This window comes from Sporosarcina sp. GTC18466, assembly GCF_055389225.1.
Map to the genome: position 1 here is coordinate 2,142,045 of NZ_AP044037.1, position 12,320 is coordinate 2,154,364.

Below are 12,320 nucleotides of genomic sequence, written 5' to 3' on the forward strand. Positions count from 1 at the left end.
AAATAATCGGAACTTTGGATCACTTGGTTGGTGAAATATGGTACGATGCCTATAAGTCAATTGACAGGGGGATGGATATGATTTTATCTGTAAAAGACATCTACAAGTCGTACGGCAGGGAGCAGGTGCTGAAGGGGGTCACCATTGAACTGAAGGAGCCGCAGATCATTGCGCTGGTGGGGCCCAACGGGTCAGGGAAGTCGACGCTGCTGAACATCATTACGAATCTGCTACCGGCGGATAAGGGGAACGTGACGGTTCTAGGCAAAAGCAACAAGGATCCAAATATGTTCCGGGAGATCTCGTTCATGCAGGACAACACGGTGCTGTATGAATATCTGACCGGGTATGATCACTTGCAGTTCATCTGCGACGTGCAGGGACTTTCCAAGAAACAGCTGCTCTCCGCGGCCGACCGCATCGGAATTACGCGGTATATGCATAAAAAAGTGAAGAACTACTCGCTCGGGATGAAACAGCATTTGCTGCTCGCGATGGCGATTGTCAACAAGCCGAAACTGCTCATCTTGGACGAACCGCTGAACGGGCTCGACCCGACGAGCGCGATCAAAGTGCGCGAATTGCTGCTTGCCCTGCGTGAGGAAGGGACGACGATTCTGCTGTCCTCGCATAACCTGGCGGAGATCGACCGGGTGACGTCGTCCATTCTATTCTTGAAGAAAGGGCATCTGATCCAGGAGGACATGTCCGCATTTGAGAGGGTCCAGTATCAGATGACTGTTGACCGGCTGGAGAAAGCGGAACGGATCCTAAAGGCTGCGGGCATCCCGTTTGAAACAAGCGGCGGGAAGCTGCAGGTCTATCAGGTGGACGCCGCACTGGAGCGTATATTGCGTCTTTTCAGCCGAGAGGGGATCTTGGTGGAAGATGTAGACAAGAAAGTGTTCGGTTCCGAGGAGCGGTACCGGAAAATCTTTGCGGAAGAGACGAAGGCCCATGAGCTTGTTGAAGTTTGAGCTGAAGAAGATCTGGCGTCAGAAAAAGCTGATCTGGCTGCTCGTTGTTGCACTCCTTGGCACGGGATGGTTCTTCTATGAGAATAAGCAAGAGCAGGGGCGGATGGTGAAAGAGGCGGAAGATGCACTGCTGATGACCGTTCTGAAGACCGACCAATTGTATGCCCAATTGCGCCCGCTCGACCGGGAAGACAAGTTGACCGATGAACAGAAGATCCAGTTTGACAGCTTGAATAATATGGCGAATGCAATCTTTCATTGGAAAGGCGCGATTTATGAACAGCGCTGGGGGGAAATTCCTGGCCATGAGAAGAATTTCCTGGAGAATTTAGAACACTTTGAGGAGGCAGGGGGCGTCTTTGATGCGCTGCAAGGAACGGAGCGTGACAAGGCGATTGCGAAGAATGCCTATCTGATCGAGCATGAATTGCCTTACGCGAAAGTGACAAAGCCCATATCACCTTTCCTGCTGCTGAATGAAGTCTCAGCCATTCTGCTCGGACCGGCAGGACTTCTGCTGTTGCTGCTTCTGTTCGGCAGCGCTTACACGAGCGAGAAAGAGCAGCAGACAGTTCTGTCCGTGCGGACGCAGCCTATTCTCAGGAAGTCTTTCCTGTTATCAAAATATGCCGGCCTTCTATGGATCGCTGGCCTATATATTGTGCTCGTCTTTACGGCTGGCCTTGCTGTTCCTTCACTGCTCGGGGATACGTTCAATGACTGGAACTACCCGGTCTTCCTAGAGACGGATAATCTGTTCACATTGGTTCCCGCCTGGCAGTTTTCCGGGAGGTTCGCTCTGCTGTTCCTCTCTGCGGCGGCTTTCCTGTCCGCATTTCTGCTTGCCATCAGTACGCAGCTTCGGACCTCGTTTTCCGCTATCATGCTGACCGGCTTCCTGCTGTTGCTCGGGGTCGTGGGGACGGAATCGGCAAGCCTGCTGCAGGTGCCGTGGAATCCGTTTGAACTATTCCGCGGAGATCGCTTTCTAGCGGAATACCCGGCATTCCCGGTTTGGCAGTATGCACTATCTGCTATCGTCTGGAGCACATTGTTCCTCACTGCCGCCATTCTTCTCCCGGAAAGGGCGAGGGGGCTGTTCAAGTCGGCGGAAGAACGGAAGCCATTCCGGAAAGGGCGGCCTCATCAGCTTCTCCCGGCACTCTCGGCAGGTGCGTTCGAATGGCGCAAGTCGAGGCGCAGAGGGCTTCTTGGCCATGCGCTGATCGTACTTGCAGTCGCAACTGTCGCGGGCTACATTTTCCTGACGGAGCAGGTGAAGGAGAAAGAACGCGATGTGATCGGCAGAATCGCGGCCGAGCCAAAATCTATCAATGATGAAATAATCCCCGGTTACGAAGAGTGGATCGCGGACACGGAGGCTTCAATCGAAGAGGCGAACCGGAATGGGGAGGACGGCGAGTCCATATACGGTCATAATATCGACTATTTCAACGGGCTGATAGAGGAGCAAAAGGAAAAGGCGGTCTTAGCCGAGGAAGCGGCCGCTGCCTATAGCCAGGGTGATTGGGCACCACTGTATGACTACCAGCTGTTCGAAACGCAGCGGAGTCATGACATGATGGCGGAGGCGAAGAAAGGTGGTTTTCCCCTATCAGATACCTTCTTTGGCTACGAGACAGCCATCTCGCAACTGGAATGGATGAAAGAGCACAATATCAAACCTGTATTTGCAGGCACGTACAACCCAAGCTTTCATGACCAGTATGAACCTGGTGAAAAAGATGCGAAGCGATGGAGGGAACAGGCGAACCGGAAAGCGGATCATAGCGGACTTTTTTCGCTCTATATGGTGTTTCGTGATCAGCTGTATTTCATCCCGCTTCTTCTGCTTCTGTTCCTTGTCGGTGCAGGTTTCGCCGGGGAGCGGGGAAAGCGGCCGACGCTTCATCTGCTGGAAACATTGCCGATCAAAAGGCGTTCCCTATTCCTTGGGAAGACCATCCATGCATCGGTGGTCGCGGTCAGCAGCGCATTTGCGGTGTTCCTGTTTGTCGTGCTGATCGGCACCGTATTCAATCGATTCGGCGACTGGGCCTACCCTGTACTCCGCTTTCATAGCAATTACGAAAAACAATCCTTTGATTTCACCGGGTTGCGCGCATTCGAAGGCGCCTATACACTCATGCCCCTCGGTGAATATGTCTTGAAAGCATTGCTGCTCTATACGTGCGTCACCCTATTCCTGATCGCACTTGCCAACGTGATCGGCCTGGTTGCGCGCCAGCCGCTCGTCGTCTATGCGCTGACGGCGATCGTCAGTGCGGGAGGCTATATACTCAGCTTAAAACTGGATGACTTCGCTCATTATTCGCCGTTCCTGTATTTGAACGTGCCGAAGATTGTGGACGGAGAGATTCTGACACTGCTGAATAATCCAGCGGTCGGTATATACCTCGGCTGTGCATTGCTCCTCGGCGCGGCACTGCTTTTGGTCGGTGGCGCTTCGCTTGCCATAGGGGCAGGGCAGCGGAAGAGAAGGGAGCGTGCAGCAGTGGTGAGAGGAGTTTGAAGAAAGAAAAGGAGACGCCTGCAGCTTGCGGACGTCTCCTTTTGAAAGTCGGCAAAAGCCGATACAACTGGTCATCGCTTCGGGCTGTAATCAAGGAGACGGAACAGTTCCTTTCGTTCCTGCTCCGTTAGGTCGCGCCATTTGCCAATCGGCAGGCTGCCGAGGTGGAGGTTCATGATGCGCGTGCGCTGCAAGCGGCGGACATTGTAGCCGAGCGCTGAACACATGCGGCGGATCTGGCGGTTGAGCCCCTGCGTGAGCGTAATATTGAACTTGCGCGGACCGAGCTGTTTCACTTTGCACGGCTTTGTCGTCGTATCGAGGATGTCAACGCCCGATTCCATTTTCTGAATGAACTCCTTGGTGATGGGACGGTCGACGGTGACGATATACTCTTTCTCGTGACCATGCTCCTCGCGCAGGATTTCATTGACGATATCCCCGTCATTCGTGAGCAGCAGCAGGCCGTCGGAGTCCTTATCGAGCCGCCCGATATGGAAGATGCGGAGCGGGTGGTTGACGAAATCGACGACATTCCCTTTGATATGCCGCTCCGTCGTACTCGTAATACCGACCGGTTTGTTCAGCATAAGATAGACGAGCTGCTCTTCGGCCTGTACCGGTTTGCCGTCGACACGGACGTCATCGCCCGCTTCGACCTGGCTGCCGAGTTCAGCTTGCTTGCCATTGATCGTGACGCGGCCGTCCTCGACCCATTTATCCGCGCCCCGGCGGGATACAATGCCCGCCTCGCTTAGGAATTTATTGATACGCATCGAAAGTCACCTGATTTCGGAAGTTGTTTTCTTTATTGTATCGTGTTCATCTGATGGAAGCAAAAGGATCACCGGTAAGACGGAAATCAATCTAGTCGAAAGGTTGACACTAGATCGAAATGATAGTAAAGTAGAGTCAACTTTTTTGTTCGGATAAGGGTAGAGGCGCCGGGAGCGGGGCCGCCCAGAGAGCAGAAGAGCTGAGACGAGAAGAGCATAGCCGAGAAATTGAAGAGTGAGAGGAGTAGCATCCAGGCCGCGCGTGCAGAGAGTCAGTGGATGGTGGAAACTGATCCGCGCCGGATGTGAATGGACTTACGAGAGCTGCCTTGATAACAGGGCGGACGTCTTTCCCACGTTACGGGATGCGCCGGGTAGGCGCGCCAAGCGGAAGCCGGGAAAGGCTTCAATTTGAGGTGGCAACGCGGGAACTTCATGTCTCGTCCTCTGCAAACGGATTTTTCTGTCCGTTTGCAGAGGATTTTTTTATTGGCCAAAACGAGATGAGGAGAGATGAGAGATGGAACAGACGAGAACGAGAGTGACGATGAAACGGCTGGAAGGGGATTCTTTGACACCTGTTTTGATCTTCAGGCGATTGCGCGGCAAGCACCGCTTTCTGCTGGAAAGTTCAGCGCAACATGCGGGTTCGGGACGATATTCATTCATTGGCGTGAACCCGGTCAAGCGGTTCCGCGGTACTGCCGGGAAACTGGAGGAATATGTCTATCAGACGGGAGAACGGTATGAACATGCGGGGGAGCTGTTTTCGTTGATGAAGCGCCTGCTGCCCCGCATGGAAGAAACGGGTGAGTTTCCATTCATGGGCGGGGCGGTCGGTTATTTCAGCTACGGGGCAACAGGCGTTGGCGGTGAAGATGCCGGCCTGCCGGATTTATATTTCCATTTGTATGACACGGTGATCGTGTTCGACCATCTGGCAAATGATGTGACTCTCCTTCATGCCGATATCAGCGTAGAAGCCAGGGAAGCGCCTGATCTGGAGGCGCTCGCGGAGCAGATTCTGAATGGACCGGCGGAGATGGAGGCCGGAGCAGAGCTATCCGGATTCACTAGTGATCAGACGAAGCAGGAATTCGAAGAGCGGGTGCGCGAGGCTCAGCAGTTCATTGCCGAAGGGGCGGCAGAGCAGATCGTTTTGTCCCGCCGGCTGACAGCAGACATGGAAGGCGATCCATTCGAGCTTTACCGCCGGCTGCGCAAGCGGAACCCGTCGCCCTATCTGTACTACATGGAGTTCGATGATCACGCCGTGGTCGGATCGTCTCCCGAGAGCCTTGTCCGCGTAACGGATGGCCTAGTCGTGACGAATCCGATTGCCGGCACAAGGCGGCGGGGGCATGACGAAGCGGAGGATCAGGCGCTTGAGGCTGAATTACGGCACGATCCGAAAGAGCTGGCGGAGCACCGGATGCTCGTTAAGCTCAGCAAGAGGGAAATGGCCGGAATCTGCATGCCTGAATCGGTGTGCGTGACAGCGGATATGGAAACCGTCCGGTACGAACATGTCATGCATCTCGTATCGGAAGTGGAAGGCCGGCTGGCGAGTGGCGTTCATCCGCTCGACGCGCTGAGAGGCACGATGCCGGCCGGAACCGTAACCGGCTCGCCGAAACGGGTGGCAATGGAAGTGATTGCGGATCTCGAACCCTCCCCGCGCGGCCTGTACGGCGGCGCAATCGGCTATATCGGGCTGAATGGCAACATCGACTTCGCCCTCGCCATCCGCACGATGCTTGTGAAGGGTGGAAAGGCAGTCGTCCAGGCAGGCGCCGGCATCGTCGCGGACTCCATCCCTGCGCTGGAATACAAAGAGACGGAGAACAAGGCACGGTCCCTGCTGCTCGGCGGGAGGGAGACGGTTTGACGGAGGAATGATCCATTTAGCCGGCAGAACAATTCATTTAGCATGCTGAATGATCCGTTTACTTGGCAGAGCGATTCATTTAGCTGACCAAACGATCCGTTTAAACGGCAGAGTGATTCATTTAGCTAACTGAACGATCCGATTAATCGGCAGAGCGATTCATTTAGCAACTAAATAGCGCCCGCGAACGCCCAATTAGCCAACTGAACGCCTATTTAGCACCCAGGGACACCAATTTATCAGAATGAACGCCCGATTATCCGCTATAACGAATCACTTCGCCTTGGGGGGCGCCTGATCTCGTGCCGAAGTAAGCAATATCCGGCCAAACGAAGCAATCCGGCATGTAAAGTAAGCAATTAAATGGTTGAAGTAAGCAATCACCCCGCCAAACGAAGCAATCGTCCGGCCAAAAGAAGCAACAAGCCCGCTTTAGTAAGCAATCGCCGGCCAGCCGGAGAAGCCGGCCGGCCCGAAAGCGAAGCCATGCAGAAGTAAGCAATATCCGGCGAAACGAAGCAACGCGGCTTTCAAATTAAGCAATCAAGTGGTTGAAGTAAGCAATCAGCCTGTCGAACGAAGCAATCGTCTGGCCAAACGAAGCAACAAGTCGGCTTTTGTAAGCAATCGCCCAATTGAGACGAGGACCAGCAAGTAAAAGATGAGCAGAGGAGAGATGAGCAATGAGACAGTTTATCGAAAAAGTGGAAAGAGGACGCCATCTGGAATATGAGGAAATGAAGCAGGCGTCAGCTGCGATGCTGGCGATAGACGCTGAGCCAGCAGCTACCGCCGCATTCCTTCTAGGGCTTGCCAAGAAGGGAGAGACGGCTACAGAAGTGGCGGCGCTTGCGCAGGTAATGCGGAAGCTGGCTATGCCGCTTGAGGCACCGCCCGGCCGCTATATGGACAATTGCGGCACGGGGGGCGACGGCGCGGGGAGTTTCAATATCTCCACAACTGCTGCTTTTGTGCTGGCAGGCGCCGGGGTGAAAGTCGCGAAACACGGCAACCGCAAAATTTCGAGCCGAGCCGGAAGCCATGATGTGCTGGAGGCGCTAGGCATCGAGGCCCCTGCCACGCCTGCCGCAGCGGAGCGGATGCTTGCCGAAGAAGGGCTCGCCTTTCTGTTCGCGCCCGTTTTCCATCCGTATATGAAGCGGATTGGCGAAGTGCGCCGCGCTATCAAAGCGCCGACCATTTTCAACTTGGTCGGACCACTGACGAATCCAGCGCCGCTCCATGCGCAGTTCACGGGCATCAACCGGCCTGATTTCCTTATGGAGTACGCATCCGTGCTGCATATGCTCGGACGGGAGCGGGCGCTCGTCGTGAGTGGTCCGGGCGGTATGGATGAAGCGTCACTGGCTGGGGCAAATTCATTTGTCCTGCTGGATAAAGGCGATCTGATTCCGTTCACGCTGACGGCAAGAGAGTTGGGGTTATCGGAGGCGCCGCTCAGCGCAATTAAAGGAGGCGACGCGAGCGAGAATGCGGAAGCCGTCCGCAGCGTCCTCCGGGGCGAGCGTGGTCCGAAATTTGATACAGTCGTGCTGAATGCAGGGCTCGCCCTGTTCGCCTGTGGAGAAGTTGATACAATCCGGGAAGGAGTGGCACGTGCGATGGAAAGCATCCTCTCCGGAGGGGCGGCGCACAAACTTGAATCCGCCGCACACTTCAGCCGGACGCTTCAAAAGGAGGTGCTTGCATAATGACAATCCTTGAAAAGATCCTTCAAGCAAAGCGGCTGGAAGTGGAAAACTTGAAGTCAAAGCCATCCGCCGCGGCTGCTCCTGAGAAATCCCGGCCGTCTGTCATCGACTCGATCAGGCAAGCGGACCGTCTGCAGGTCATCGCGGAGATCAAGCGCGCATCCCCTTCAAAAGGCATCATCAACGAAGACGTTGATCCGGTCAGGCAGGCTCAATTATACACAGCAGCAGGAGCGGCCTGCATCTCGGTGCTTACCGACCATGCCTTTTTCAAAGGCTCGTTCGATGATCTTGCGGCTGTTGCGCGCGAGACAAGCGTCCCTCTGCTCTGCAAGGATTTTATCATCGATGAAGTGCAGATTGACGCAGCGAAGCGGGCAGGGGCATCTGTGATTCTGCTGATCGTGGCGGCTCTTGACCAGGCGTCACTCCGCCGTCTGCAGCAGTATGCAGAAGAGAACGGCCTGGAGGTGCTTGTTGAAGTGCATGACCTAGAAGAACTTGCGAGAGCCATCTCTGCCGGCGCGCAGCTGATCGGCGTGAATAATCGTGACTTACGGACATTTCAGGTGGACCTCGCCAAGACGGAGGAGATCGCGGCGGGCTTTCCATTCACCGAAGGCCGTGTCTTGATCAGCGAGAGCGGTATCGCCTCTGAGACTGACGCAATCCGTGCGGCAAACAGTGGAGCGGGCGCTGTTCTGGTCGGTGAATCTTTGATGCGGAGCGGTTCCGTGAAGGATGCCATCCGGGCTCTGCAAGTGAAGAGGGATGGTGTCACTTCATGACAAAAGTGAAAATCTGCGGGTTGATGGAACTTTCACATGTCAACGCGGCAATCGAGGCAGGGGCGGATGCGATCGGTTTCGTGTTCGCGCCAAGTCGCCGCCGTGTATCCATCGAGCAGGCCGCTTTGCTGGCTGCGAAAATCCCGCCAGGCGTCTTGAAAATCGGTGTGTTCGTCAACGCGGATTGGGAGGATATCGAGCGGGCTTACAGAGAAGTACCTCTTGATTTTATCCAATTCCATGGAAAAGAAACAAAAGAAGAGATCAGAAAAATCGGACTTCCTTCTATTAAAGCGGTATCAGTTAAAACGGGTGAAGAATTGAACGGGATAGCGGACGGTCTGGATGCAGATTACTTCCTGCTGGATGCTCCGGGTGGCGGAACCGGCCAAACATTCGACTGGTCGCTTGGCAAGGGGAATGTGCCAAGCAGCCGTCTCATCCTGGCAGGAGGGCTTCATGAAGGAAACGTACAAGAGGCAATCCGCCTATTCCGGCCTGCAATGGTCGACGTATCAAGCGGGGTCGAAAAGGATGGGCGTAAAGATGAGACGCTGATCCGGGAATTTATCAGAAGAGCAAAAGAAGAGGAGAGATGAGTGATGGTAGAGATAATCGAGGAGCAAAAGAGAGGAAGATACGGACGGTTCGGCGGGCAATTTGTGCCGGAGACGCTTATGACACCGCTGAAGGAGCTGGAAGCGGCATATGACGCGGCGTGCCGGGATCCACATTTCCAGGCGGAGCTGGATGGCTATTTGCGTGATTTTGTCGGCAGGGAGACACCCCTTTATTTCGCGGAGCGGCTGACGGAGACGGTCGGCGGCGCAAAGATTTATTTGAAACGGGAGGACTTGAACCATACCGGCGCCCATAAGATCAACAATGCGCTCGGGCAGGCGCTTCTTGCCGTCCGGATGGGCAAGCGGAAAATCGTCGCGGAGACGGGGGCGGGACAGCATGGCGTGGCAACGGCTACGGCCTGTGCATTGCTGGGCCTCGAATGCAGCGTGTTCATGGGCACGGAGGATGTGCGCAGGCAGGAGCTGAATGTCTTCCGCATGGAGCTGCTTGGAGCGGAAGTGGTGCCGGTCGACAAAGGTGCGGGCACGCTGAAGGATGCGGTGAATGAAGCGCTCAGGTACTGGGTGGCGCATGTAGAGGACACCCACTATATACTCGGCTCGGCGCTCGGTCCGCATCCGTTTCCGCAGATCGTCCGTGATTTCCAGCGTGTCATCGGGCTTGAAACGAGGCGGCAGATCCTCGGCAAGGAAGGTCGGCTGCCGGACGTGGTGGTTGCCTGCATCGGAGGGGGGAGCAATGCAATTGGCATGTTCCATCCGTTCATTGGCGACCAAGGTGTAGCCCTTCATGGCGTGGAAGCGGCCGGAAGCGGAATCTCTTCCGGTAAGCACGCGGCTGCCATCGCAGGCGGGAAGGAAGGTGTCTTGCATGGCGCCTTTATGTACATTCTGCAGGACGGGGATGGGCTGATCCAAGAAGCGCACTCGATTTCAGCAGGGCTTGATTACCCGGCGACAGGGCCTGAGCATTGCCATCTGCATGAAACCGGAAGGGCGTCGTACAGCTCCGTGACGGACGGCGAGGCGCTGGAAGGGCTGTCGCTGCTCGCCAAGACGGAAGGGATCATCCCGGCCCTTGAAAGTGCCCATGCCGTTTACTATGCGGCGAAACTAGCGGGAAGCATGGCGCGAGATGAGATCATCGTCGTCTGCTTGTCCGGCCGAGGGGACAAGGATATGCATTCAGTACGCGAAGCGATGGGAGGAAAACGGATATGATGGCAGTCGAGAAGGCAATCCGGTCAGAACTGGAACGAGGAGGCAAGGCGTTCATCCCCTATATGATGGCAGGCGATGGGGGGCTCTCCATGATGCGCACGCAAATCCTATTTCTGCAGGAGGCAGGGGCGACTGCAATTGAGCTCGGCATCCCGTTCTCCGATCCTGTGGCAGACGGTGAGGCGATCCAGCAGGCGGGCCAGCGGGCACTCTCGGAAGGGGTCACGATGCGGAACGTGCTGGATGAACTGCGCCGATTCCAGGATGACGTTCAGGTGCCGCTCATCATCATGACCTATTTGAATCCCATCCTCGCTTACGGCGTAAGTGAATTTGCAGCCGCATGCGTATCGAGCGGCATCAGCGGGCTGATCGTCCCCGACTTGCCTCTTGAGGAGAGCGGCTTGCTGGAGGAGGTGCTTGAAGAAACCGGAATAGCGCTCATTCCGCTCGTCTCGCTTACCAGCGGAGAGGCACGCATACGTGAAATTGCAGGCCGGGCATCCGGGTTCCTGTACGCCGTGACGGTGAATGGCATTACCGGAACGAGAGACATGCCGGCCGAAGAGCTTGCGAATCACTTCAACCTGCTCGGGCAGGCGAGCCCGGTACCGGTCCTTGCGGGATTCGGTATTTCAAACCCGTCGCATGTTACAGAGTTCTGCAGGCATGCAGACGGCGTCATTGTCGGAAGTAAAATCGTCGAGGCTCTTCAGATTGGCGATAAAACCGTCATCTCTGAATTGATAGGGGCAGCAAAAAACCAAGTTCACTGAAAAACTTGAAACATTTTTGTCCGTTCAAACGTACTTATTGGAAAGGGGAGATGCGGTATGTGGACGGATATGGTCATGCAGGAAGTGGAAACAACATACTCGAAAGTGAAATCGCTTGCCGGTTGGAGCGTCGATAAACGGGTTGTCCTGACGGTCACGTCGTATTATGTGACGTCGGACAGGGAATTTGACGCGGCTTTATTCAACCGGGCGGTGAGTGCACTCAAGGAAAAGAGCGGCCTATTCTCACCGCTTCGGGGCAATTTGCTGCCAATGATGGCTGCGTTCCTAACGGGAGCGGACACATCGATCGACGAGGCGTCGGAGCGGCTATTCGCGAAGCAGAAAATACTCCGGCAAGCGGGCTTCCGCAATACCATCCACTCCTACCTGGCCGCCCTCCTCATGACCGATGATCCCGCCATGTACGAAGCGGAGGCAAAGCAGGCAAAGGCGCTATATGATGCTATGAAGAAACAGCATTTTCTTCTTACTTCAGATGACGACTACGCCTATGCCATGCTCCTTGGAAAAAAGGGCGAAGAGGCCGCATACCACGCGGAACAGATGAAAGCGTACTACGATGCTTTCCGGAAAGAAGGCTTCCGGTCGGGCAACGAACTGCAATGGCTTTCTCAAGTGATGACCTATATCGAAGCCGGCTACAACGCGGAGCAGGTCAGCAATGCGGTCCGCTTGTTCGATCAGCTGAAACGTGAGACCAAGGCGAAACCGGTCCATTATCCGATGATCGGCTTTCTCGTTGTGTTCGGCGTCCAGGAGGACAAAGTGCAGGAGATCATCTACCTTGCACACCGTTTCGAGACGATGAAGCTGTTCAGGGGAAGCAAGGAAATGGCACTAACGCTGGCGGCAGGCTATATCATGCACCAGATGACGGAGCAGGCGGAAGATATGCATTTCAGTCTTGCCGCCTCGATCGAACTGGTCATACAGGCGCAACAGGCGGTCATGGCAGCGACAGTTGCTGCAGTCGCCGCATCGTCAGCTGCCGCTTCATCCGGTAATTCATGAGCAAAAAGATGTTTTGAGAATAGCTTTAAG

Annotated in this window: 10 protein-coding genes and 1 other annotated feature; of the genes, 9 read left to right on the forward strand and 1 reads right to left on the reverse strand. The window is 55.2% G+C overall.

Annotation, left to right across the window (positions count from 1 at the left end; all coding sequences use genetic code 11):
• Positions 1–77: 77 nt before the first annotated feature.
• Positions 78–977: an ABC transporter ATP-binding protein gene (locus tag ACZ5FK_RS10445; protein ID WP_464804845.1), complete on the forward strand. Its 900-nt coding sequence runs from the start codon at positions 78–80 to the stop codon at positions 975–977.
• On the forward strand, positions 958–3,510 hold the full coding sequence (locus ACZ5FK_RS10450; protein ID WP_464804846.1) for an ABC transporter permease subunit: 2,553 nt from the start codon (positions 958–960) through the stop codon (positions 3,508–3,510). The genes ACZ5FK_RS10445 and ACZ5FK_RS10450 overlap by 20 nt, the downstream gene beginning before the upstream one ends.
• Before the next feature lie 71 nt (positions 3,511–3,581).
• On the opposite strand, the gene rluF is transcribed toward ACZ5FK_RS10450, so the two are convergent.
• A complete protein-coding gene (gene rluF / locus ACZ5FK_RS10455) occupies positions 3,582–4,286 on the reverse strand; it encodes a 23S rRNA pseudouridine(2604) synthase RluF (protein WP_464804847.1) in 705 nt (234 codons plus the stop codon).
• Positions 4,287–4,508: 222 nt separating this feature from the next.
• Positions 4,509–4,737 (forward strand) — a binding site (T-box leader).
• 69 nt (positions 4,738–4,806) lie between these two features.
• Between rluF and ACZ5FK_RS10460 the strand changes: the two genes are divergently transcribed.
• The 7 genes from ACZ5FK_RS10460 to ACZ5FK_RS10490 all read left to right on the forward strand — a co-directional run bounded on the left by ACZ5FK_RS10460 (position 4,807) and on the right by ACZ5FK_RS10490 (position 12,290).
• The gene (locus tag ACZ5FK_RS10460) at positions 4,807–6,174 is read left to right on the forward strand and encodes an anthranilate synthase component I family protein (protein ID WP_464804848.1); all 1,368 of its coding nucleotides are present in this window, start codon (positions 4,807–4,809) and stop codon (positions 6,172–6,174) included.
• Positions 6,175–6,857: 683 nt separating this feature from the next.
• Positions 6,858–7,886, forward strand: a complete 1,029-nt coding sequence (gene trpD / locus ACZ5FK_RS10465; protein ID WP_464804849.1) for an anthranilate phosphoribosyltransferase — start codon at positions 6,858–6,860, stop codon at positions 7,884–7,886.
• A complete protein-coding gene (gene trpC, locus ACZ5FK_RS10470) occupies positions 7,886–8,674 on the forward strand; it encodes an indole-3-glycerol phosphate synthase TrpC (protein ID WP_464804850.1) in 789 nt (262 codons plus the stop codon). Before trpD ends, trpC begins: the two co-directional genes overlap by 1 nt.
• Positions 8,671–9,273 carry a phosphoribosylanthranilate isomerase gene (locus ACZ5FK_RS10475; protein ID WP_464804851.1) on the forward strand — a complete coding sequence of 201 codons (603 nt, stop codon included), beginning with the start codon at positions 8,671–8,673 and terminating at the stop codon, positions 9,271–9,273. Before trpC ends, ACZ5FK_RS10475 begins: the two co-directional genes overlap by 4 nt.
• Positions 9,274–9,276: 3 nt before the next feature.
• Positions 9,277–10,479 (forward strand): tryptophan synthase subunit beta, encoded by a 1,203-nt coding sequence (trpB, locus tag ACZ5FK_RS10480; RefSeq protein ID WP_464804852.1) that lies wholly within the window; start codon positions 9,277–9,279, stop codon positions 10,477–10,479.
• Entirely contained in the window at positions 10,476–11,255 is a 780-nt protein-coding gene (gene trpA / locus ACZ5FK_RS10485) for a tryptophan synthase subunit alpha (RefSeq protein ID WP_464804853.1), read from the forward strand. Before trpB ends, trpA begins: the two co-directional genes overlap by 4 nt.
• A gap of 57 nt (positions 11,256–11,312) precedes the next feature.
• Entirely contained in the window at positions 11,313–12,290 is a 978-nt protein-coding gene (locus ACZ5FK_RS10490; RefSeq protein ID WP_464804854.1) for a DUF4003 family protein, read from the forward strand.
• Positions 12,291–12,320 lie beyond the last annotated feature (30 nt).